This window comes from Ensifer sp. ENS03 (assembly GCF_014852035.1).
Taxonomy (GTDB): domain Bacteria; phylum Pseudomonadota; class Alphaproteobacteria; order Rhizobiales; family Rhizobiaceae; genus Ensifer; species Ensifer adhaerens.
The window spans coordinates 1,189,890-1,211,820 of the sequence record NZ_JACVAV010000001.1 but is presented as its reverse complement, the minus strand read 5'-3'; the positions used below and the strand labels follow the sequence as shown (position 1 = coordinate 1,211,820).

General features: G+C 62.8%; 20 protein-coding genes. 10 read left to right on the top strand and 10 right to left on the bottom strand.

The window, feature by feature from the left end; genetic code table 11:
- Positions 1-12: 12 nt before the first annotated feature.
- The gene (locus IB263_RS05940; RefSeq protein ID WP_192437904.1) at positions 13-855 is read right to left on the bottom strand and encodes a GNAT family N-acetyltransferase; all 843 of its coding nucleotides are present in this window, start codon (positions 853-855) and stop codon (positions 13-15) included.
- 224 nt (positions 856-1,079) lie between these two features.
- Here IB263_RS05940 and IB263_RS05935 point away from each other — a divergent pair, with 224 nt between their 5' ends.
- On the top strand, positions 1,080-2,006 hold the full coding sequence (locus IB263_RS05935) for a Gfo/Idh/MocA family protein (RefSeq protein WP_034803912.1): 927 nt from the start codon (positions 1,080-1,082) through the stop codon (positions 2,004-2,006).
- 72 nt (positions 2,007-2,078) lie between these two features.
- Here the strand turns inward: IB263_RS05935 and IB263_RS05930 are convergent, their stop codons facing one another.
- Both IB263_RS05930 and IB263_RS05925 read right to left on the bottom strand, forming a co-directional pair.
- Positions 2,079-2,528, bottom strand: a complete 450-nt coding sequence (locus tag IB263_RS05930; RefSeq protein WP_113505673.1) for a DNA polymerase III subunit chi — start codon at positions 2,526-2,528, stop codon at positions 2,079-2,081.
- A gap of 41 nt (positions 2,529-2,569) precedes the next feature.
- Complete coding sequence (locus tag IB263_RS05925) at positions 2,570-4,063, bottom strand: leucyl aminopeptidase (protein WP_110818459.1); 1,494 nt, start codon at positions 4,061-4,063, stop codon at positions 2,570-2,572.
- Between the two features lie 421 nt (positions 4,064-4,484).
- Here IB263_RS05925 and lptF point away from each other — a divergent pair, with 421 nt between their 5' ends.
- The 6 genes from lptF (at position 4,485) to rsmA (ending at position 12,073) form a co-directional block, all read left to right on the top strand.
- On the top strand, positions 4,485-5,654 hold the full coding sequence (lptF, locus tag IB263_RS05920; protein ID WP_192437902.1) for an LPS export ABC transporter permease LptF: 1,170 nt from the start codon (positions 4,485-4,487) through the stop codon (positions 5,652-5,654).
- On the top strand, positions 5,651-6,730 hold the full coding sequence (gene lptG, locus IB263_RS05915) for an LPS export ABC transporter permease LptG (protein ID WP_034803924.1): 1,080 nt from the start codon (positions 5,651-5,653) through the stop codon (positions 6,728-6,730). The genes lptF and lptG overlap by 4 nt, the downstream gene beginning before the upstream one ends.
- Positions 6,730-9,078, top strand: a complete 2,349-nt coding sequence (locus IB263_RS05910) for an LPS-assembly protein LptD (RefSeq protein ID WP_192437900.1) — start codon at positions 6,730-6,732, stop codon at positions 9,076-9,078. Before lptG ends, IB263_RS05910 begins: the two co-directional genes overlap by 1 nt.
- Positions 9,079-9,262: 184 nt before the next feature.
- Positions 9,263-10,204 carry a peptidylprolyl isomerase gene (locus IB263_RS05905; RefSeq protein WP_034803927.1) on the top strand — a complete coding sequence of 314 codons (942 nt, stop codon included), beginning with the start codon at positions 9,263-9,265 and terminating at the stop codon, positions 10,202-10,204.
- A 13-nt stretch (positions 10,205-10,217) separates the two neighbouring features.
- Entirely contained in the window at positions 10,218-11,246 is a 1,029-nt protein-coding gene (gene pdxA, locus IB263_RS05900; RefSeq protein ID WP_113553283.1) for a 4-hydroxythreonine-4-phosphate dehydrogenase PdxA, read from the top strand.
- Positions 11,246-12,073, top strand: coding sequence for a 16S rRNA (adenine(1518)-N(6)/adenine(1519)-N(6))-dimethyltransferase RsmA (gene rsmA / locus IB263_RS05895; RefSeq protein ID WP_113188268.1), 828 nt, complete (start codon positions 11,246-11,248; stop codon positions 12,071-12,073). The genes pdxA and rsmA overlap by 1 nt, the downstream gene beginning before the upstream one ends.
- 82 nt (positions 12,074-12,155) lie before the next feature.
- On the opposite strand, the gene gmk is transcribed toward rsmA, so the two are convergent.
- The 7 genes from gmk to fabD form a co-directional block, all read right to left on the bottom strand.
- Positions 12,156-12,815 carry a guanylate kinase gene (gene gmk, locus IB263_RS05890; RefSeq protein ID WP_034803935.1) on the bottom strand — a complete coding sequence of 220 codons (660 nt, stop codon included), beginning with the start codon at positions 12,813-12,815 and terminating at the stop codon, positions 12,156-12,158.
- A 3-nt stretch (positions 12,816-12,818) separates the two neighbouring features.
- Positions 12,819-13,706, bottom strand: a complete 888-nt coding sequence (locus IB263_RS05885; protein ID WP_090294799.1) for a YicC/YloC family endoribonuclease — start codon at positions 13,704-13,706, stop codon at positions 12,819-12,821.
- Between the two features lie 133 nt (positions 13,707-13,839).
- Positions 13,840-15,039 (bottom strand): endolytic transglycosylase MltG, encoded by a 1,200-nt coding sequence (gene mltG / locus IB263_RS05880; RefSeq protein WP_034803938.1) that lies wholly within the window; start codon positions 15,037-15,039, stop codon positions 13,840-13,842.
- Between the two features lie 463 nt (positions 15,040-15,502).
- Positions 15,503-16,768, bottom strand: a complete 1,266-nt coding sequence (gene fabF / locus IB263_RS05875) for a beta-ketoacyl-ACP synthase II (protein WP_034803942.1) — start codon at positions 16,766-16,768, stop codon at positions 15,503-15,505.
- A gap of 221 nt (positions 16,769-16,989) precedes the next feature.
- The gene (locus IB263_RS05870) at positions 16,990-17,226 is read right to left on the bottom strand and encodes an acyl carrier protein (protein WP_003531676.1); all 237 of its coding nucleotides are present in this window, start codon (positions 17,224-17,226) and stop codon (positions 16,990-16,992) included.
- A gap of 333 nt (positions 17,227-17,559) precedes the next feature.
- Complete coding sequence (gene fabG, locus IB263_RS05865; protein ID WP_034803959.1) at positions 17,560-18,297, bottom strand: 3-oxoacyl-[acyl-carrier-protein] reductase; 738 nt, start codon at positions 18,295-18,297, stop codon at positions 17,560-17,562.
- Positions 18,298-18,336: 39 nt separating this feature from the next.
- Positions 18,337-19,281, bottom strand: a complete 945-nt coding sequence (gene fabD / locus IB263_RS05860; protein ID WP_089043928.1) for an ACP S-malonyltransferase — start codon at positions 19,279-19,281, stop codon at positions 18,337-18,339.
- 339 nt (positions 19,282-19,620) lie between these two features.
- Here fabD and IB263_RS05855 point away from each other — a divergent pair, with 339 nt between their 5' ends.
- From IB263_RS05855 to rpsF, 3 genes are all read left to right on the top strand, one after another.
- Positions 19,621-20,664: an aldo/keto reductase gene (locus IB263_RS05855; protein ID WP_060580931.1), complete on the top strand. Its 1,044-nt coding sequence runs from the start codon at positions 19,621-19,623 to the stop codon at positions 20,662-20,664.
- Positions 20,665-20,683: 19 nt separating this feature from the next.
- Complete coding sequence (locus tag IB263_RS05850) at positions 20,684-21,196, top strand: ClbS/DfsB family four-helix bundle protein (protein WP_060580932.1); 513 nt, start codon at positions 20,684-20,686, stop codon at positions 21,194-21,196.
- Between the two features lie 274 nt (positions 21,197-21,470).
- A complete protein-coding gene (gene rpsF / locus IB263_RS05845; RefSeq protein ID WP_034803973.1) occupies positions 21,471-21,917 on the top strand; it encodes a 30S ribosomal protein S6 in 447 nt (148 codons plus the stop codon).
- Positions 21,918-21,931 lie beyond the last annotated feature (14 nt).

The following is a 21,931-nucleotide window of genomic DNA, read 5'->3' as shown; positions in this document are numbered from 1 at the left end:
GCCTCCCCTCCGTCAGCCCAGCTCGAAAGTGGTAATTCCGTAGATTCGCGCCAGCGGCAGCCCCGGATCCGGCCCACGATACATGCGCGCGGTCTCAAACACGGGCTTGAGATTGTAGCGATCGCAAAGTGCCTTGGCCGAGGCGTTCGGTTCAGGGATGTCGAGGTATACTTCGCTGCCGTTGACGCCGGCGGCAAGCTTGCGAAAGACCAGATCGGCGCCGGTCTCGGTGTCGGAAAAGAGCGGCCCGATTTTGAAGCCGTTGCGGCAGGCCCGGATCGTCCCATAGGCCGCCACCGCGCCATCGCGCAGCAGCAAGATGCTGCGCCGCCCGTCGCTCGCCTTCAGCCACTCGCGCAGAAACACCTCGCGACGCGTCGGGACGAAGCGGCGATCATAGTCGATGAGGAGCGGCATATGCACCGGCGCGACCTCCAGCAGACCCGCGCCCGGCGGCTCGACCACGTCGATGATGCCGCCGTAGCGGATGTTCGCGTGGGCGTAGGCGAAGCCGGACCGGCTATAGTTCTCCTGCTGCGCGACCACGCCGTCCAGACCGACGATGCGCCGATCGGCAACCGACATCGCCTGTTGCCACAGCTGTCGGCCAATGCCCCTGCCACGATGATCCGGCCGGGTGATGAAGAAGCCGAGAAAGCCGAAGCTTTCGTTGTACCGCACCAGTGAGATCGCGGCGACCGGCCCCCCCTCTCCATCCGCCACCCAATAGCCCTCGGGGTCGGCTGCCCAGAAGGGCCCCGCGTCGCCGAGGCCGGGGTTCCACCCCTCTTCCGCGGCCCACTCGATCATGATGTCGAGGTCGGCTCGGCTTGCCCGACGGATCTGCTGCTGCATCGTTCACTCCTCGTTCGGGTGGTCAGACCGCCCATGTCAGTCCAGTTGACGGCACGGCACCGCACGTCCACCGGTAGAGTTAGTGCGGCGACGTTGAGAGGGAATGACAATCTGTCGATTCCATCGACATCGATGTCATAGCCGTGGGCGGAGCGGCGGCTTGCTCCCGGTGTGCAATCTGCTACAAGAGCCGACAATAAGTCATACAAATCGAGCGGAACACCATGGCCCCCATCAAAATTGCGCTTGTCGGCATCGGCAAGATCGTTCGCGACCAGCACCTTCCGGCGATCGCCAAGAACAGCGACTATCAGCTGATTGCCGCCGCGAGCCGACATGGGACGGTCGACGGCATCGACAATTTCAAATCGATCGAGGCGATGCTCGACGCGGTTCCTGCGATTGAAGCCGTGTCGCTCTGCATGCCGCCGCAGTATCGCTACGAGGCAGCTCGCGTCGCGCTCGACGCCGGCAAGCACGTGTTTCTGGAAAAGCCGCCGGGCGCGACGCTCAGCGAGGTCGCGGACCTCGAGGCGCTGGCAGCATCGAAGGGGCTGTCGCTGTTTGCAAGCTGGCACTCCCGCTACGCGCCGGCCGTGGAAGCTGCAAAGTCCTTCCTGGCAACGACGACGATCAAGGATGTCCAGGTCATCTGGAAGGAAGACGTGCGGCACTGGCACCCGAACCAGGAATGGATCTGGGCGGCCGGGGGCCTCGGGATCTTCGATCCGGGCATCAACGCGTTGTCGATCGTCACCCACATCCTGCCACGCCCGCTGTTCGTAACGTCGGCCGTGCTCGAATTCCCGGAAAATCGTGACGCGCCGATCGCCGCCAACATCACCTTCACCGACGGCCAAAAATTGCCGGTCGCGGCGGAATTCGACTGGCGCCAGACAGGCAAGCAGAGCTGGGACATCGTTGCCCGCACGGCGGCGGGCGAGATGGTGCTGTCGGAAGGCGGCGCCAAGCTCTCCATCGATGGCAAGCTCGTGCACGAGGAGCCGGAGCAGGAATATCCGATGCTCTACCGGCGCTTCGCCGAAATCGTCAAAGCCGGGAAGTCGGACGTCGATCTGGCGCCGTTGCGCCACGTCGCAGATGCCTTCATGCTCGGCAAGCGCAAGTTCGTCGAAGCCTTCCACGACTGATCTTCCGGACATGCCGGAAACAAAAAGCCCGCGGTCTCGTCCGCGGGCTTTTTTGTCGTAACGCTTGTAAACTCAGGCCTTCTTTTCCCAGCGGCCGTCGCGGTTCTGCTGCCAGTAGGTCAAGGCGTGGCCCTCGCCCTTCAGCCGCTTCCAATGGCCGCGCGCGCCTTCCAGCTGTTCCTGGTCATAGCCATCGAACATGAAGACGATGCGCTCATAGGCCGAAACGTCAGGCGGGCTCGCGCCATCGATGACGAAACGCACCGTCGCCGCATTGGCATTGCCGTCGTCGGCGACGAGCAACACCGGCTGATCCGCCGCAAAGTCCCCGGCATCCGTGCCATGCGGCAGGAAACTCTCGTCGCGATAGACCCAGAGATGCGTATCGAGCGCATCGCGGCGCTCGGCATCGACCGTCTGCACAACCACCCGCCAGCCGCGCTCGACACTCTTGTCGAGCAGCGGCGGTAGCGCGTCTTCCAGCTTCGATTCCGTCAGGTGGTAGAACAGGATCTCGGTCATGCCGATTGCCTCCCGCCTTTCATCACGTCCGGCATTGTCGATCAGGCCTCGTAGCTCGCCCGCACCAGCTCATCGAGCAGCCGCACGCCGAAGCCCGAACCCCAGGACTGGTTGACCTCGTCGGTCGGCGCGCCCATGGCGGTGCCGGCGATGTCGAGATGCGCCCAGGGGGTATCCTTGACGAAGCGCTTGAGGAACTGCGCCGCGGTCACCGCGCCACCGTGGCGGCCGCCGGTGTTCTTCATGTCGGCGAACTTGCTGTCGATCATCTTGTCGTATTCCCGGCCGAGCGGCATGCGCCACAGGGGCTCGTGCGTCGCGATGCCAGCGGCAAGAAGCTGGCCCGCCAGACGGTCGTCGTTGGAGAACAGACCGGCATGATGCGTTGCAAGTGCGACCATGATCGCGCCGGTCAGGGTCGCGAGATCGATGATCGCCTGCGGCTTGAAGCGATCGTTGCAGTACCAGAGCGCATCACAAAGCACGAGACGGCCTTCGGCGTCGGTGTTGATCACCTCGATCGTCTGGCCGGACATGGAGGTCACGATATCACCCGGGCGCTGCGCACTGCCGTCGGGCATGTTTTCCACAAGGCCGATGATGCCGATGGCGTTGACCTTGGCTTCGCGGGCAGCGAGCACGTGCATGAGGCCGGTGACGGCGGCCGCACCACCCATGTCGCCCTTCATTTCCTCCATGCCGGCAGCCGGCTTGATCGAGATGCCGCCGCTGTCGAAGACGACGCCCTTGCCGACGAAGGCAAGCGGACGGTCCTTGGACTTGCCGCCCTTCCACTGCATGATGACGAGGCGCGGTGGACGGCTCGACCCTTGCGCGACGCCGAGCAGCGCGCCCATGCCGAGCTTCTTCATTTCCTTTTCGGTGAGGATCTCCACCTCGACGCCGAGCTTTTCCAGCTCCTTCGCCTTGGCGGCAAACTCGACCGGGCCCAGCACGTTGGCCGGTTCGTTCACCAGATCGCGGGCGAGGAACACGCCTTCGGCAACGGCCTGCGCCGCCGTGAACGCCTTTTTCGCCGCGATGACCGTGCCGGTGACGATCGTCACCTTGGTCGGCTTGCCGGATGGCTTCGCGTCGTCGTCGGCCTTCTTGGTCTTGTAGCTGTCGAAGGCGTAGGCATTCATCTCCATGCCGAGTGCAAAGTCCGCTGCCGCCTTTCCGGTCACGTTGGCGTCGGGCGCGTCGATGAAGACCGTCACCTTGTCGACCGAACCAAGCTTCGCAGCGACGGCTCCGCCCGCCTTCAGCCAGTCATGGTCCGTCAGCGCATCCGCGTCTCCAAGACCGAGCACGACGATTCGATCGGCGGGCGAGCCATGCGGCGCGACGATGTCGAGGGAGGAGAACGCCTTGCCGGTAAACTTCTTGATCTTCGCCGCCCTTGCGACGACGTTCTCGGGGTCGGCGACATCGGCGCCGGCAGCCGCCGACGCGCCCGCGCTCTTCAGCAGAACGGCGACGCCACCGCTCGGCTTATGGGACTTGGCAAAGGTGAACTCAAACTTCATCGACATTGAAAACTCCGGGTATTTCCTGTCTGGACGCAACCCTTTGGATCGAATGGATCTTTCCGGGAGATCGAGCGCCAGCCCAAGGGGATCTAGGCCGCACAACGCAACCGGACGACACGGCAAGGCTTATGGCAAGCCGGCCTGTTACCGGGCGGTTACAGTGGCAAATATTCGCATCATTCGCCACCGTCAAAGCTGTGGCCGGCACCCTTCTCGCTTTTCAACCGCTTGGCAAGATGCCCGCAGATGTTTACATGCGGTTAACCGAGGTTCTTCGCCTTAAATTATCCCTGTTGCTGCACAATTCGAGCAGCACGGGTGGCTGGCAAAGAACCGGGCTTCGGTTTACGGACATGGGCGAAATCCGGTTCGATAACCGCCGCCGGAACAGAAACATGAGCAGGATTTTGGACCGGACACGGGCATGAAGCTGATCGAACGCTACATATTCCGGCGTGCCGTGATCATGTTCCTCGCGACGCTCCTGCCGTTGCTTGGCATCACGTGGACGACTCAGGCGCTGACCAACGTCAACCTCGTCACCGACAACGGCCAATCCGTGCTCGCCTTCGCCAAGGTGGCGACCCTCATACTGCCTTCCGTCATCACGATCATCCTGCCGTTTGCGCTGGTGATCGGCGTCACGCAGACGCTGACGACGATGAACACCGATTCGGAGCTGACGGTCCTCAACGCCGCCGGCAGCTCGCGCATGGCGATCATCCGACCGGTGGTCTACCTGGCATTGGGCCTCAGCGTGCTTTCCTTCGTGGTCGACAATTTCGTCGAGCCCTATTCGCGTATGGCCTTGCGCAAGATGCTGGCAACCGCCAACGCCGATCTGCTGTCGTCCGTCGTGCAGGAGAACACCTTCCGCAAGGTCGCAGACAATCTTTATGTCCAGGTTGGCGCGCGGCGGGGCGGCGGCGTGCTGCAGGGCATCTTCGTCGCCGATTCGCGCAATCCGAGCTTCGAGCTCGTCTATTATGCCCGCGAAGGCGCCATCGACGACAAGAGCTCGGCCCTGGTGATGAAAGACGGGGAAGTGCAGCGCAAGCTCCCCGACGGCAGCGTGTCGATCATCAAATTCGACTCCTATGCCTTCGATCTCGCCGACATGACCAAGACGACGCGCGAGGCGACCATTCGAGCGAAGGACCGCGACCTTCCCGGCCTGATCAATCCGGACCCGGAAGATCACGTCTACAAGAACAATCCGCTCGCCTTTACCGCCGAACTCAACCGTCGCTTCACGGAATGGACCTTCCCCCTGCTCTTCGGCCTGATTGCGCTGGTCTTCAGCAGTGACGCACGCTCCCACCGCGAAGCTCGGCTTCATCCGATGGTCAGCGCGCTCGGCACGGCCCTGCTCATCCGCTGGATGACGTTCTATGCCGGCAACAGCGCCGAGGACTCCGTGTGGTTCGTGCCGTTGATGTATGCCGTGCCGCTGATGGCGGGCGCCCTCTGCATTCACCAGCTCGTCAGCAACAGGCGACTGGACATTCCGATGACCGGGCAGGAAAAGCTGCAGGAACTCCTGGTTCGCCTGCGCCTGATGCGGCCTGACGCCCAGAAAGGGCAGCCGTCATGATGGGCACGCTCGGCCGCTACTTCTTCATGCGCTACGTGATCACGACGTTCTGGTTCCTCGTCGGGATCTTCTCGCTGGTCTTCATCATCGACTTCAGCGAGCAGGCAAGCCGGCTGGCAAACCTGCCGCGCTACAGCATCTCCGGCGCCCTGTTGATGACCGCGCTCCGGATCCCGCTGATCCTGCAGCAGACGATACCCTTCGTCGCGCTGTTTTCGGCCATGGCGGCGCTGATTTCGCTCAACCGCCGCTACGAGCTGGTCGTGACCCGCGCAGCCGGCATCTCCGTCTGGCAGTTCCTGCGGCCCTTCATCCTCGGCTCCTTCCTCTTCGGCGTGCTGGCGGTCGTGGCGCTCAACCCGCTTGCTGCCTGGGGAACGAAGCGCGGCGAGGCGCTTTTGGCCGAATGGGGCTCCACGCGGAACGCCGATGCTGGCTCGATCCCGTGGCTGCGGCAGATCTATAACGGCACGGACACGATCATCGGCGCGCGCTCGGTTCAGGACAACGGCACCACGCTTCTCAACGTCACCGTCATCCACTTTGATCCACAGGGCACGATCATTCTGAGACAGGATGCGGCGTCGGCGAAACTCGAAGATGGTTACTGGCTTCTTAACGACGTCACGGAAACGCGCAATGGGCAGCTTCCGCAACGTTTGAAAACAGCACAGCTGGCCACCAATCTTAAGCCGGAGTTTGTTCAGGAACGTCTTGCAAAGGCTGATTCCATTCAGTTTTTCGACCTGCCGCGCAAGATCGAAGTGGCCCGCTCCTTCGGTTTTTCGACCAACGGCATGGAAACTCAATTCCACTCAATGTTGTCGTTGCCGCTGCTGCTCGTCGCCATGACGCTGATCGCCGCTTGCGTGTCGCTGAAATTTAGCCGGTTTAACCAATCGCGCTCCGTAATTCTCGGTGGCATCCTTTCAGGCTTCGTGCTTTATGTCGTCACCGTGCTTGTCAAAGCATTCGGGAGCAGCGGCATTGTGCCTCCTTTCGTTGCAGCCTGGTTGCCAGTTGTTGTAGCGATGGCGCTGGGCTCGACGATTCTTTTAAATCAGGAGGATGGCTAGTGGCGGTAGTGAACCGCAAACGTATAAGGCTGATCAACGCTGCCCTGCTTGCAGGCGTGGCGCTGCAGACACTTGCCATGGGAATGAGTGCGCCTGCAATGGCGCAGCAGACTTCGGACCGCCTCGATTCGTTGCGCCCGAACATGCCGGAAGACGCCAAGCTGCTTCTGTCCGCCAATGAGCTCGTCTACAACAAGGACGCCGAAAAAGTGATCGTGCGCGGCAACGTGCAGATCGATTACGGCGGCTACAAGATGGTGGCCCGTCAGGTCGAGTACGACCAGAAGAATGGCCGCATCTATGCATCCGGGGAAATCCAGTTCATTGAGCCGGGCGGCAATGTCGTCTATGCCGACAAGATGGATGTCACCGACGATTTCGGGGACGGTTTCCTCGAGCAGATGCGCATCGAAACCACCGATCTGACGCGGCTTGCTGCCACGAGCGGCGAGCGCCGGAACGGCGAAGAATTCATCCTGAACGAGGCCGTCTATACGGCTTGCACGCCGTGCTCGACCAAGCCGGAACATCGCTCGCTGTGGCACATCAAGGCGCAGCGCGTCATCCAGAACGGCCGCACGCGGACCATCCGTCTGGAGAACGCCCGCTTTGAGCTGTTCGGCAAGCCGATCGCCTATATTCCGGTCATGGAGCTGCCGGACCATACCGTCAAGCGCAAGAGCGGTTTCCTGTTCCCGACGTTCCGCTCGGCCCAAAAGCTTGGTGTTGGTGTCGGCGTCCCCTACTACTGGGCGATCTCGCCCTATATGGACGCGACGGCCACGCTTACCGGCCTGACGCGGCAGGGCTTCCTGCTGGAGGGAGAATTCCGCCAGCGGTTCCACAACGGCTTCCATACGCTGAACTTCGCCGGCATCAGCCAGCTCGATAAGGGCAAGTTCACGCCCGGCACCGTCGACGCGATGCATACCAATCGCGGCATGATCGCGTCGAAGGCTGAGTTCGAGATCAATCCGCGCTGGACCTTCGGCTGGAACGTACTCGTCCAGTCCGACGCCAACTTCGCCAAAACCTACGAGCTGTCGACGTTCGACGGCACCACCTATACCAACCAGGCCTACCTGACGGGGCTCGGCAAGCGGAACTACTTCGATCTGCGCGCCTTCTACTTCGACATTCAGGACGCCGACGCCAACAGCATCGAGGAAAACCAGCAGCCGGCGGCGCAGGTCCTCGACTATTCCTACAAGGCGCCTGATCCCGTGCTGGGCGGCGAGCTTTCCGCGACGTTCAACTTCACGAACGTGAAGCGCAACCGGCTCGACGCGTTTACCCAACCGGGCGTGGTCCGCTTCCGCGGCCTAGAAGGCACCTCGCACCGCCTGACCGGCGAGCTCGAGTGGAAGCGCACCTTCATCGCCCCGGGCGGCCTGGTCCTCACGCCGCTGCTGGCAGCGCGCGGCGATGCCATCGGGCTGAACATGGACAATCCGGGTCCGGCCTACACCGGCGACTTCAACACGAGCGATGCGGCAACGCGGCGCATGTTGACCGCAGGCCTCGAAGCCCGCTACCCGATCCTGTTCGTCGGCGAGGACAGCAGTCACGTCGTCGAGCCGATCGCACAGCTCTACGCGCGCCCGAACGAGCAATATGCCGGCGGCCTGCCGAACGAAGACGCGCAGAGCTTCGTGTTCGACGCAACGAACCTCTTTGACCGCGACAAGTTCTCCGGTTTCGACCGGATCGAGGGCGGCACCCGCGCCAATGTCGGCTTCCGCTACACGGGGACCTTCGACAGCGGCTACGGCCTGCGTGGCATCGTCGGCCAGTCGTTCCATCTGGGTGGCCTGAACTCGTTTGCGACGGACGACCTGGTCAAGGCCGGGGCGAATTCCGGTCTTGAGACCAAGAGCTCTGACTACGTTGCCATGTTGGGCATCGACGCACCGTCCGGTCTGATGGCGAGCGTTTCCGGCCGCCTCGACGAAAAGGACCTGTCGCTGCGCCGCGCCGATACCACCGTCGGCTATCTCGGCACGACCTGGCAGGCCGCGATGACCTATACGCGCATCGAAGCGCAGCCGCTCTACGGATCTCTGTCCAACCAGGACGAAATCCAGACCGCCGCCGCCTACCGGTTCCACGACTATTGGTCGGTGTTCGGCGCGATCACCTATGACATCAACAAGGATGTCATCTCACGCAACGGCTTCGGCATCACCTACGACGATCAGGACACGCTGTTCTCGATCGTCTACAAGCAGGAACGCGATACCGATGCCAATGTCGCGAACGACTGGTCGATCGGCGCGAGAATCAGCTTCCGTACGCTCGGCGACGTGAACGTCGGCGACACCAAGTTCGAAGAGCTCGACTATTATTGATATCGTCAAGCGAGTGGGCGAGCCAAAAGTTCGCCCATTCGTCGATATCGGCACCGTCAAACGGTCTTGTCATCGTTTGGCCGCATGTATTATGCATTCCCTCCGACAAGATAAGGCAACGGCGCAAGGCCGGCAGGCGGACAAAGCCTGTCGACGGTGATAGTCCGGGATATAGGAAAAGAGAATGGGCGGGAAAATGTCGATCTTGAGGACACTGTCGGTACTGGCTTTGGCCGGCACCTTGAGCGTTGCAATATGCTCCGGAGCTCAGGCAGCAGCGAGCACGGTCAAGGTAACGGTCAACAACACGGTGATTACCTCCGGCGACATCGCCAAGCGCGTGGCCTTCCTTCGCCTGCAGCGCCAGAAGGGCGGCAACGACGAAGCCAAGAAGCAACTCGTCGACGAAGTTCTCAAGCGTGCCGAGATCGCGCGCATCGGCCAGTCCGTCAGCACGCAGGAAGTCGATGCCGCCTATGCGCGCTTCGCCTCGGGCAACAAGCTTTCGACCGAGCAGCTCGGCAAGATTCTCGATCAGGCCGGCGTCGGCTCCGAACATTTCAAGCAATTCATCGCCGTGCAGATGAGCTGGCCGCGCGCGGTCAACTTCCGTTACGGCAGCTCTAACCGCCTCCAGGGCGCCGACCTCGTCAAGCGCATGATGGAAGGCGGCGGACAGAAGCCGGTGACCACCGAGTATTTCCTGCAGCAGGTGATCTTCGTCATTCCCGAGAAGAAGCGCGGCGCGATCACCGCGAAGCGGCAGGCGGAAGCCAACGCCTCGCGCGCTCAGTTCCCGGGCTGCGAAACCTCGAAGGTGTTTGCCGCCAACTATCGCGACGTGTCGATCCGCAGCCTCGGCCGCATGCTTGCCCAGCAGCTGCCTGACGAATGGAAGCCGCTGATCGAGAAGGCCGGCGAGAATGGCACCACCGGAACCCGCGTGACAGAAAAGGGCGTCGAGTACCTGGCGATCTGCAAGAAGCGTGAGGTCAACGACGACACCGCCGCCGAAATCGTCTTCCGCGCCGAGGATATCGGCAAGAAGAAGGCCGGTGGCGAAGACCCGAACAGCGAAAAGTACCTCGAGGAGCTGCGCAAGAAGGCGCAAATCGTCAACAAGTAATCACGACGGAAACATGCGCGAAACTACCGGCGGGCCCCTCGCCCTGACCATGGGCGACCCGGCCGGTATCGGGCCGGACATCAGCCTCTCGACCTGGCTCGGCCGCCGCGACCATGCGACGGCCCCCTTCCTTTTCATCGGCGATCCCGCAGTCCTTGCCGCGCGCGCATCGATGCTCGGCTACACGGTGTCCATCCGCGAGACGGATTGCGCCGGCGCCCTCTCCCTCTTCGACACGGCGCTGCCGGTGCTGCCGCTTGCCTGCCCTGCCCCGGTCAAGGAGGGCGAGCCGGACACCGTCAATGCCAGCGCCGTGATCGGGGCGATCGACACGGCCGTGCGACTGGTGACCGCCGGACAGGCCTCGGCCGTGGTCACGAACCCGATCGCCAAGGCGGTTCTCTATGACGCCGGCTTCCGCTTCCCGGGCCATACCGAATATCTCGCCGATCTTGCCGAAAAGGCGACGGGACAGCCGGTGCTGCCGGTGATGATGCTGGCCGGACCGAAGCTGCGCGCCGTTCCCGTCACCATCCATATCCCCTTGAAGGACGTGCCGGAGCAACTGACGCCGGACCTCATCTACCGCACCTGCGCGATTACTGCGGCCGACCTTCGCAATCGTTTCGGACTTCGACAGCCACGGCTCGCGATCGCCGGGCTGAACCCGCATGCGGGCGAAAACGGTGCGCTCGGTCTCGAGGACGACGCCGTCATCCGGCCCGTCATCGACAGGCTGCGTGCCGAGGGTATCGATGCGGTCGGCCCGCTGCCGGCAGATACGATGTTCCATGATCGCGCACGCGCCACCTACGACGTGGCCATCTGCATGTATCACGACCAGGCACTGATCCCGGCCAAGGCGCTCGGCTTCGACGATAGCGTCAACGTCACGCTCGGTCTTCCCTTCATCCGCACGTCGCCCGACCACGGCACGGCCTTCGGCCTTGCCGGCAAGGGCGTCGCCCGCGACGACAGCCTTCGGGCCGCGCTCGACCTTGCCGCATCGCTTGCGGCCAATATGCCAGGAGATACCCGCTGATGGCCGCCCTTGACGGTCTTCCTCCGCTACGCGATGTCATCCAGCGTCACGGCCTCGATGCCAAGAAGGCGCTCGGCCAGAACTTCCTGCTCGATCTCAACCTGACGCAGAAGATCGCGCGGACCGCCGGTTCGCTCGAAGGGGTAACGGTCATCGAGGTCGGCCCCGGACCGGGAGGCCTCACCCGCGCCATCCTCGCGCTCGGTGCCAAGAAGGTCATTGCGATTGAGCGGGACTCGCGCTGCCTGCCGGCACTTGCCGAAATCGGCGCGCATTATCCCGATCGGCTACAGGTCATCGAAGGCGATGCTTTGAAGACGTCGTTCGAGACGCTTGCCGACGATGGGCCGGTCAAGATCATCGCCAACCTGCCCTACAATGTCGGCACTCAGTTGCTCGTTAACTGGCTGCTGCCCGAGCGCTGGCCGCCCTTCTGGCAGTCGCTGACGCTGATGTTCCAGCGCGAAGTGGGCCTGAGGATCGTCGCCGACGCGGATGACGACCACTATGGCCGCCTCGGTGTGCTCTGTGGTTGGCGCACAAAGGCGCGGATGGCGTTCGACGTGCCACCGCAGGCCTTTACGCCACCACCGAAGGTGACGTCGTCCGTGGTCCATCTGGAGCCGGTCGAAAACCCGATCCCCTGCTCGGTCGCGGCGCTCGAGAAAGTGACGCATGCAGCCTTCGGCCAGCGCCGCAAGATGCTGCGGCAGAGCCTGAAGCCACTCGGCGGCGAGGCGCTGCTTGCCAAGGCCGATATCGACCCGCAGCGACGCGCCGAAACACTTTCGGTGGAAGAGTTCTGCCGGCTGGCCAACTGCCTTTGAGGGGGCAGGTGGATCGCAAGGCGCGCGCTACAAATAGCGTGAATCAAAAATGGCTCCTCACGGAGCCATTTCTTTTGAAGCCTTAGAACGGGTTTTCGGTCAGCAGCCCGTTGACGAAATCGAACAGGCCGGGGCGCCGGTCGCGGCGCAGGCGTTCGGCCTCGACGATCGCACGCACGGACGCAAAGGCGCGGTCGAGGTCGTCGTTGAGCACGATGTAATCATACTCCCGCCAGTGCTCGATCTCGGCGCGCGAGTTGGCAAGGCGCGTGGCGATCACCTCTTCGCTGTCTTCGGCGCGACGATGCAGGCGTGACTGCAGTTCAGCCATTGACGGCGGCAGGATGAAGATCGAGACGACGTCGCCCGCCATCTTCTCCTGGAGCTGCTGCGCGCCCTGCCAGTCGATATCGAACAGCATGTCGCGGCCCGCTGCCATGGCCGCCTCGACCGCGTCGCGCGGTGTGCCGTAGAAATTGCCGTGCACTTCCGCCCATTCGAGCAGCGAGTCGGTGGACCTCAGCGCCTCGAACTCGCGGATTGACTTGAAGTGATAGTGCCGTCCATCGATCTCGCTTGGGCGCCGCTGACGTGTCGTCACGCTGACCGAGATGCTCATCTCCGGATCGGCTTCCAGGAGATTGCGCGCTATGGTCGACTTGCCTGCGCCCGACGGCGAGGAAATGACGAGCATCAGCCCACGACGGGCGATCTTGATGGGCGAAGGGGTCGCCGGGTTCATACCTTACTCCAGATTCTGGACCTGTTCGCGGAACTGGTCGATGACGACCTTCAGCTCGATGCCGGCGGCAGACACAGCGGCCGCGTTGGACTTGGAACAGATCGTATTCGATTCTCGGTTAAATTCCTGTGCGAGGAAATCGAGCTTGCGCCCGACGGGACCGCCCTTCGACAGAAGCTCCCGGGCGGCAACGATGTGGGAACCAAGCCGGTCGATCTCCTCGCGAAGATCCGCCTTGGTGGCGAGCAAAGCGACTTCGGCGTGGAGCCGGTCCCGGTCGAGCGACGAGCCGTTGTCCATCACCAGAGCTACCTGTTGCGCCAGCCGATCGGCAATCGCAGCGGCGCTACGTGACGGGTCGGACTCGACCGTCGCCGTCAGCCGCTCGATCGTCTCGACCTGTCCCAGCAGGATCTGACAGAGTGCCGCGCCCTCGTCTGCTCGCATCGCGCGCAAATCGGCGAGCGCACCCGCCAGACCTGCCAGGATACCGGCATCGAGCGCCGCACGCTCTTCTTCGCTTTCTTCCGGCTCGCGGAAGTCGACGATGCCGCGGATCGAGAGAAGCGTGTCGAACCGGAGCGGCGCGGGATCGACGAGATCACCGAGCTGGCCGCGCAGGTTCAGCACCGCCGTCAAGGCTGCCTGGTTGACCACGGCCTCGACGGCCGCCTCGCCGCCGCTGACGGAGAGGCCGATCTGAAGATTGCCGCGGGAAAAATACTCCGCTGCGAGCTTGCGCACCTCGGGCTCGAAGCGCTCGAGCCCCTGCGGCAGGCGCAGCCTGAGGTCCAGGCCCTTGCCGTTGACGGAGCGCAGCTCCCAGGCCCAACGACGGCGGCCGCTGCTGCCTTCTCTCCGGGCAAAGCCGGTCATCGATTGGAGCGGCATCATCACCTCCGTTGCGGTTTCAGCAGAAGCAATAAGGCGACGGCGCGGCATCCCGCAAGGGATATCCGCGCCGTGATTCGTCCGTCCACAATGCAAGCACCGCTGCGCGGCTATGCGCCGCCAGCAGCCGGCGTTATTGCGGCTGCGTGGCTGCCGGCTCGGCGGTGCCCGCGTCAGCCGCAGCCTTCGCTGCTTCTGCCGCCCGCTCTGCCTCGACCTTGCGCCAGCGGCGGACATTGGCATTGTGCTCGTCGAGCGTCTCGGCAAAGACGTGGCCGCCCGTGCCATCGGCAACGAAGTAAAGCTCAGGCGTGCGCGACGGATTGGCGACCGCTTCCAGCGCTGCACGACCAGGATTGGCGATCGGCGTCGGCGGCAGCCCCTTGATGATATAGGTGTTGTAAGGCGTCTGCTTGTCGATGTCCGACTTCAGGATCGGCCGGTCGGCCGGCTTACCGTCACCGCCGAAGATGCCATAGATGATCGTCGGGTCGGATTGCAGCCGCATGCCCTTGTCGAGCCGGTTGATGAAGACGGAGGCGACGCGCGGACGCTCGTCGGCGCGACCGGTTTCCTTCTCCACGATCGAGGCAAGCGTCACGAGCTCCTCAACCGTCGACACCGGCAGGTTGGGATCGCGCTTTTCCCATATCTGGCCGACCAGCACCTTCTGGGCTGCGGCCATCTGCTGAACGATCTCGCCGCGCTTGGTGCCGCGCGTGAACTTGTAGGTGTCCGGCATCAGCGTGCCTTCCGGCGGCAGCTCCGTCGGCAGGTCGCCGACGAGCACCGGATCGTCGGCCAGCCTGTGGAACATCTGCTTGACGGTCAGGCCTTCCGGCAGGGAGACGGAGTAGAGGATCGACTTGCCCGACTTCAGGAGCTGCATGACCTCCTGCATCGACGAGCCGGCCTTGATCTCATATTCGCCGGCCTTCAGCGTCTCGTTGTCGAGGTAGGCTTCGGAAACGAAACGGAAAACGCGCGCATCGGTGATGATGTTGCCGCGCTCGAGCCCGCTGGCGATCTCGCTCATGCCGGCGCCGCCCCGGACGATGAAGTTCTGGTTCGCCTGCAGCGGACCCGGCTTTTCGTACTGGTGCATCGCATAATAGACCGTGCCGGCGGCGGCGAGCGCGGCAAAGACAATGACGGTCATGACAAAGTTCAGGAAGATCACGACCTGGCTGCGGGCCTTGCGCGATCGTTTCGGCGGTTGCGGCACTTTTTCCGGACGCAGGGCCTCGTTTGCCGATTTCGGAATGATCGGTCCGTTGCTCGCGTTTTCACTGCGGCCAAATTGCGCCGCGCCGTTATCGTTTGAGTCGCTCACGATTATCCCGAACCCGAAATTCGCGGCCTCATTCTCTTCCTGCTTCCGGTGCGAATTTCGGACTGGACCGTGGCAGGCATAGGTCAAATTTATAAAACGGTGCCGCCCAGAAGGCCGACGTCCGCAGTTACTCAAAAATCCGCAGTCGGTGCAATCTCACCGAAGAACCACAGAAATGTGTCGAATCACCGTCCGTTCAAGAGAACGCGGCGGACGACCGACACTTTAATCCGGAACCACGGCCCGCGGCAAAAACCCGGCAAACCGCAATTCCAGGCAATGACTGAAGGGCAATCTGACAGATATGCCTTGCGCGAACATCGCGGTCGGCGAGCGCCGTCTTCCGCGACGACGCCTCCTCCCACCACATGCTTGTAGCGAGCAATACGGCAAAAGCTGGATCATCGCGCCGCCTTTGACGGTCGGCGCGACAATTGGCTCAAGCGACGCTCCGGGCGCGCGATCAGGCGCCGGTGTAGCGGCGCAGGACCAACGAGGCGTTGGTGCCGCCGAAGCCGAAGGAATTCGAGAGCGCCACGTTGATTTCGCGCTTGCGCGCGACATGCGGCACGAGGTCGATCTTCGTCTCGATCGACGGATTGTCGAGGTTCAGCGTCGGCGGCGCAATGTTGTCGCGGATCGCCAGCGCCGAGAAGATCGCTTCCACCGCGCCGGCAGCGCCGAGCAGATGGCCGATGGCCGACTTGGTCGAGGACATCGAGATCTTCGACGCGTGTTCGCCGACCAGGCGCTCGACGGCGCCAAGCTCGATCGTGTCGGCCATGGTGGAGGTGCCGTGGGCGTTGATGTAGTCGATATCGGCAGCCGTCAGGCCGGCTCGCTTCAGCGCCATCTGCATGCAGCGATAGGCACCGTCGCCATCTTCCGACGGAGCGGTGATGTGGAACGCATCGCCCGAGAGGCCGTAGCCGACGACTTCCGCATAGATCTTGGCGCCACGGGCCTTGGCATGCTCGAGCTCTTCGAGGATGACGACGCCGGCGCCCTCGCCCATGACGAAACCGTCACGGTCGATATCGTAGGGGCGCGAGGCCTTCTGCGGATCGTCATTGTGCTGGGTCGATAGCGCCTTGCAGGCGGCAAAGCCGGCGAGCGAGATCCGGCAGATCGGCGATTCCGCACCACCGGCCACCATGACGTCGGCATCGCCGAGCGCGATCAGGCGGCTCGCATCGCCGATCGCATGCGCGCCGGTCGAACAGGCGGTGACGACAGAGTGGTTCGGACCGCGCAGCTTGTGGCGGATCGACACCTGGCCCGAGGCAAGGTTGATGAGCCGGCCGGGAATGAAGAACGGTGAGATGCGGCGGGGGCCCTTGTCGCGCAGCGTGTAGCCGCCTTCGACGATGCCTTCGAGACCGCCGATGCCCGAACCGATCAGCACGCCGGTCGCGATCTGGTCTTCATCGTTCTCCGGCTTCCAGCCGGCATCGGCCAGCGCCATGTCGGCCGCTGCCATCGCGTAGACGATGAACGGATCGACCTTGCGCTGCTCCTTCGGCTCCATCCAGTCGTCGGCATTGAAGGTAGCATCGGTGCCGTCGCCGAAGGGAATGCGGCAGGCAATCTTGGCAGGAAGGTCCTCGACCTCGAATTCGGTCACCTTGCGCGCGGCATTGTGCCCGGCAAGCAGGCGCGCCCACGTCGCCTCAGTTCCGCAACCCAAGGGAGATACCATGCCGGTACCGGTGATAACGACACGTCTCATAGTCCGCGACCCACCCTGACTTTTCCATTTCAGAGCCGGATCGGACCACGTGTAACGAACCCGATCCGGGCATCCATTTTAAGGTTCTTATTCACGATCAGAGGGATATGCGGGAAACGCTTGCTGATCGAAATCCCCGCTCAGCGCGGGATAGCCCACTTCCCTGGGCTGAAACGGGCCGCTTTAGGCGGCCCGTCCACGGCCGAAGCCGCTTTAAGGTATTAGGCCTGAGCCTTTTCGATGAACTTGACGGCGTCGCCGACAGTCAGGATCGAGTCAGCAGCGTCGTCCGGGATTTCAACGCCGAATTCTTCTTCGAAAGCCATGACCAGTTCGACGGTGTCGAGCGAGTCCGCGCCGAGGTCGTCGATGAAGCTTGCGCCTTCGCTGACCTTTTCGGCGTCGACGCCAAGATGATCAATAACAATTTTCTTTACGCGTTCTGCGATATCGCTCATGTCGGAGTTCCTCGACCTTCGTTTCTGTAGGCGCCTATTCCGGCACCGGTACTCTTCTGTAAGCCTGATAGACCAAGACGGCCCACCCGGCAATCCATCCAACCGGAACTGCGGCAAACCCAAGGCAGCCAAGGCTGCCGGGCACCTGGCGGGACCGGTCGACTGCTAACAGTCATGGCCCGATTAACACGGTTTAACGCTGTCGCAAAGTCCGAAAATGCCTGTCATTCGCTTGCTCAACATTGAATTTCAGGCATTTGGCAGGCGGCGTCCCGGGACGTTGAAGATCGCCCACCGCACAATCTCGGCGGGCGGCCCATCCCGGAAACCGGATCAGATCATGGCCATGCCGCCATTGACGTGAATCGTCTGGCCGGTGACGTAGCCCGCTTCGTTGGAAGCGAGGTAAACGACCGCCGAAGCGATTTCAGCGCCGGTGCCCATCCGCTTCATCGGGATCGCGCCCATGATCGCGTCCTTCTGCTTGTCGTTGAGCTTGCCGGTCATCGCGCTTTCGATGAAGCCCGGAGCCACGCAGTTGACCGTGACGTTGCGCGTCGCGATTTCCTGGGCCAGCGACTTGGAGAAGCCGATCATGCCGGCCTTGGAGGCGCAGTAGTTCGCCTGGCCGGGGTTGCCGGTGACGCCGACGATGGAGGTGATGTTGACGATGCGGCCGAAACGGCGACGCATCATCGGATGGGTGAGTTCGCGCGTCAGGCGGAACACGGCCGTCAGGTTCACTTCGAGAACGGCATCCCAGTCCTCGTCGCTCATGCGCACGAAGAGACCGTCCTTGGTGATGCCGGCATTGTTGACGAGGATGTCGACGCCGCCAAGCTCGGCTTCGGCCTTCTCGCCCAGCGCCTTGACTTCGGCGCGGTCGGAAAGGTTTGCCGGGAAGAGTTGCACGCGATCGCCAAGTTCGTTGGCAAGCGCTTCCAGCTTTTCGACGCGGGTGCCGTGCAGACCGACGGTCGCGCCCTGGGCGTGCAGCATGCGGGCGATTTCTTCGCCGATACCACCGGATGCACCGGTAACGAGAGCCTTGCGGCCGGAAAGATCAAACATCTCTTTGATTCCTTATAACTGGAGCGCCTAGGCGTTCGCTCAGGCGAGCAAGGCGGCGAGTGCTGCGTCGATATCGGCGGGCGTATTGACGGCGATACCGTTGACGGTCTTGTCGATGCGGCGGGCAAGCCCGGTCAGGACCTTGCCGGAGCCGAGTTCATAAAGCGTCGTGACATTGTTGGCGGCAAACCATTCGACCGTCTCGCGCCAGCGGACCTGGCCGGTGACCTGCTCGACCAGCAGCCGGGCGATCTCGTCGGAATCGCTGACCGGGGCGGCGAGCACGTTGGCGATGACAGGCACCACCGGATTACGCTTCTCGACCTTGGCCAGCGCCTCGCGCATCGCGTCGGCAGCCGGCGCCATCAGCGCGGAATGGAAGGGGGCAGAGACCGGCAGCATCAGAGCGCGCTTGGCGCCCTTTTCGGAAGCGAGTGCTGCGGCCTTCTCGACGGCAGCCTTCTCGCCGGAGATCACCAGCTGGCCGCCACCATTGTCGTTGGCGATCTGGCAGGAACCGAGCGCGGAGGCTTCGCGGCAGACGGCTTCGACATCCGCATGTTCAAGGCCGATGATCGCCGCCATTGCGCCCTTGCCGACGGGAACCGCCGCCTGCATGGCGTTGCCGCGGATGCGCAGGAGACGCGCCGTGTCGGCAATGGAGAAGGTACCGGCGGCACAGAGCGCCGAGTATTCGCCGAGCGAATGGCCGGCGACGAAGGAAACCTTGGACTTTAGGTCGAGGCCCTTGGCTTCGAGCACGCGAATGACGGCCATAGATACGGCCATCAGCGCCGGCTGGGCGTTCGCAGTCAGCGTCAGTGTTTCCTCGGGGCCGTTCCACATGATCTCGGACAGCTTCTGGCCGAGTGCTTCATCGACTTCGGCAAAGACGGCTGCCGCTTCCGGAAAAGCGTCGGCCAGATCCTTGCCCATGCCGACAGCCTGGCTGCCCTGGCCTGGAAACGTGAATGCAATGCTCATGGGATCGTCCCTTCCCTAGATCACTAGGATTTCGGGTCGGCGCGACACGAAATCCTAGTGATCGGTTCTTATGAGTTAGAGCGGGATGCAGGCAGAAACCATACATCTCCGGCTTCCTCTCCATTCACATTCCTTACCGACGAGTCAAGCTTGGAGGCCGGCACGGACACGGCCGACGAGGCCTTTTGCCCTTGATCTTCGACAATCAAGGCGTAAGTTTGCCGCCCGATGTCGCTCTGCCCTACCCGATCACCAGGGTCGAGGCGACCGCTCCATTCCCGGTGCCAGCGCCCCTTCCCTCCCAGGTCGGCGCCGCCCTTCACAAGGATACTTATCTAGATGCGCTACAACACGCTTGGCCGCACCGGCATCAAGGTCTCGGAAATCTGCCTGGGCACCATGACCTGGGGTTCACAGAACTCCATCGCCGAGGCGCACGAGCAACTGGATTACGCCTTCGAAAAGGGCGTCAACCTCATCGACACGGCCGAACTCTACCCCACGACCCCGCTTTCGCCGGAGACCTATGGCGACACGGAACGCTTCATCGGCGAATGGCTGGCCAGGCGCGGCCGGCGCGATGAGGTCGTCGTTGCGACCAAGGTCGCCGGCCCCGGCCGCCCCTATATCCGCAACGGCAACCCGACGACACCCGAGGGCATCGACCAGGCGATCGACGCCAGCCTCAAGCGGCTGAAGACCGATTATGTGGACCTTTATCAGCTTCATTGGCCGAACCGCGGCCACTACCATTTCCGCAATGCCTGGTCCTATGACCCGTCCAGGCAGGACAAGGATCATGTCGCGAGTGACCTCCGGGCAATCCTCGACAAGCTCGGCGACCTCGTGAAAGCCGGCAAGGTCCGCGCCATCGGCCTCTCCAACGAAACGGCCTGGGGCACGATGAAGTTCATCGACATGGCGGAGCGTCATGGCCTGCCGCGCGTCGCCTCGATCCAGAACGAATACAACCTGCTTTACCGCGCCTACGACCTCGACCTGTCGGAGCTGTCGCACCACGAAGACGTGGGCCTGCTCGCCTATTCGCCGCTCGCCGCCGGCCTCTTAAGCGGCAAGTACCTCGATGGCGCGAAGCCGAAGGGCTCGCGACTTTCGATCAACGGCGATCTCGGCGGCCGCTTCACGCCGCACCAGGAACCGGCCGTCGAAGGCTATGTCAAACTGGCACGCGAGCACGGCCTCGATCCGGCGCAGATGGCCATCGCCTTCTGCCTGGCGCGGCCGTTCATGGCTTCCGTCATCATCGGCGCAACCTCGATGGAGCAGTTGAAGACCAACCTTGGCGCCGTCGACCTTACGCTGTCGCAGGACATCGTGAACGGGATCCGGCGGCTGCACCGGATCTACCCGATGCCGATCTGAGCGTGAGACCAGATCGTCGATGCCGGTACCCCAGACGAAAGCGGAACTGCTTGCGGCGATCGACGTCCAGTTCGCCAGGCTGATGCGCGAGCTGGAACGGGTTCCTGACGAGCGCTACCGCGAACCGTCGCTCGAAGGCCACGCCAAGGGCACGATGATGAGCGTCGGCGACCTCGTCGCCTACCTCATCGGCTGGGGCGAACTCGTGATCAAATGGATCGATCGCGATCAGCGCGGCGAGCTGGTCGACTTCCCCGAGACGGGCTATCAATGGAACGAACTCGGACGGCTTGCGCAGAAATTCTATGCGGACTTCCACGCTCTTTCGCCGGGCGAGCTTGTCGCCAGACTGAGGCGCAGCAAGGAGACGCTCGAGGTACTCATCAGGGATCGCGACGAGCGGACGCTTTACGGGCGGCCATGGTACGGAAAATTCACGCTCGGACGCATGATCCAGTTCAATACTTCCTCTCCCTATGCCAACGCCCACGGCCGCCTGCGCAAATGGAAAAAGGTGAACGGGCTGGCGTAGAAAGCGGAAAAGACGCGGCAAGCCTTGCCTTCCGCGGAAAAATGCGTATAAGCGCGCTGTTCGAAATGCCCGGTCTTCTGGCTGGTGGCTGAACGGAGGGCCGGCTTCCTCGAGGGGAGCCGTTAGGATTGCACGTCTTTCCGGCCTCCCGTGTCTCCGCTCTCGACCGTCTCGATACAACACTTTCTTGCCGGCTGCCTGCAGCCACTAAGAACAGTCGTTGAGGCTTAGCCGCCGAGGTCCGGGCTGATTAACGCAAGAAAGGCAAGCCACAATGGCTCTTTATGAACACGTATTCCTGGCCCGCCAGGACATCACGCCGCAGCAGGTCGACGGTCTCGTCGAGCAGTACAAGGGCGTGCTCGAAGCAAACGGCGGCAAGGTCGGTCGCGTCGAGAACTGGGGCCTGAAGTCCCTCACCTACCGCATCAAGAAGAACCGCAAGGCTCACTACGTTCTCATGGACATCGATGCTCCGGCAGCGGCTGTTCACGAAATCGAGCGCCAGATGCGCATCAACGAAGACATCCTGCGCTACATGACGATCGCCGTCGAGAAGCACGAGGAAGGCGCGTCTGCCATGATGCAGAAGCGCGACCGCGACGACCGTCCGCGCCGCGATGGCGACCGTCCGGAGCGTGGCTTCGGCGACCGTGGTCCGCGTCCGGACCGTGGCGACCGCGAAGACCGCCCGCGCCGTCCGCGCGAAGACCGCGCGTAATCAAGAAGCTTTAG

Bases quoted from the DNA above. Each gene is read 5' to 3' on its own strand.
- IB263_RS05940 (WP_192437904.1), bottom strand. From the start codon at position 855: ATGCAGCAGCAGATCCGTCGGGCAAGCCGAGCCGACCTCGACATCATG.
- IB263_RS05935 (WP_034803912.1), top strand. From the start codon at position 1,080: ATGGCCCCCATCAAAATTGCGCTTGTCGGCATCGGCAAGATCGTTCGC.
- IB263_RS05930 (WP_113505673.1), bottom strand. From the start codon at position 2,528: ATGACCGAGATCCTGTTCTACCACCTGACGGAATCGAAGCTGGAAGAC.
- IB263_RS05925 (WP_110818459.1), bottom strand. From the start codon at position 4,063: ATGTCGATGAAGTTTGAGTTCACCTTTGCCAAGTCCCATAAGCCGAGC.
- lptF (WP_192437902.1), top strand. From the start codon at position 4,485: ATGAAGCTGATCGAACGCTACATATTCCGGCGTGCCGTGATCATGTTC.
- lptG (WP_034803924.1), top strand. From the start codon at position 5,651: ATGATGGGCACGCTCGGCCGCTACTTCTTCATGCGCTACGTGATCACG.
- IB263_RS05905 (WP_034803927.1), top strand. From the start codon at position 9,263: ATGGGCGGGAAAATGTCGATCTTGAGGACACTGTCGGTACTGGCTTTG.
- pdxA (WP_113553283.1), top strand. From the start codon at position 10,218: ATGCGCGAAACTACCGGCGGGCCCCTCGCCCTGACCATGGGCGACCCG.
- rsmA (WP_113188268.1), top strand. From the start codon at position 11,246: ATGGCCGCCCTTGACGGTCTTCCTCCGCTACGCGATGTCATCCAGCGT.
- gmk (WP_034803935.1), bottom strand. From the start codon at position 12,815: ATGAACCCGGCGACCCCTTCGCCCATCAAGATCGCCCGTCGTGGGCTG.
- IB263_RS05885 (WP_090294799.1), bottom strand. From the start codon at position 13,706: ATGCCGCTCCAATCGATGACCGGCTTTGCCCGGAGAGAAGGCAGCAGC.
- fabF (WP_034803942.1), bottom strand. From the start codon at position 16,768: ATGAGACGTGTCGTTATCACCGGTACCGGCATGGTATCTCCCTTGGGT.
- IB263_RS05870 (WP_003531676.1), bottom strand. From the start codon at position 17,226: ATGAGCGATATCGCAGAACGCGTAAAGAAAATTGTTATTGATCATCTT.
- fabG (WP_034803959.1), bottom strand. From the start codon at position 18,297: ATGTTTGATCTTTCCGGCCGCAAGGCTCTCGTTACCGGTGCATCCGGT.
- fabD (WP_089043928.1), bottom strand. From the start codon at position 19,281: ATGAGCATTGCATTCACGTTTCCAGGCCAGGGCAGCCAGGCTGTCGGC.
- IB263_RS05855 (WP_060580931.1), top strand. From the start codon at position 19,621: ATGCGCTACAACACGCTTGGCCGCACCGGCATCAAGGTCTCGGAAATC.
- IB263_RS05850 (WP_060580932.1), top strand. From the start codon at position 20,684: ATGCCGGTACCCCAGACGAAAGCGGAACTGCTTGCGGCGATCGACGTC.
- rpsF (WP_034803973.1), top strand. From the start codon at position 21,471: ATGGCTCTTTATGAACACGTATTCCTGGCCCGCCAGGACATCACGCCG.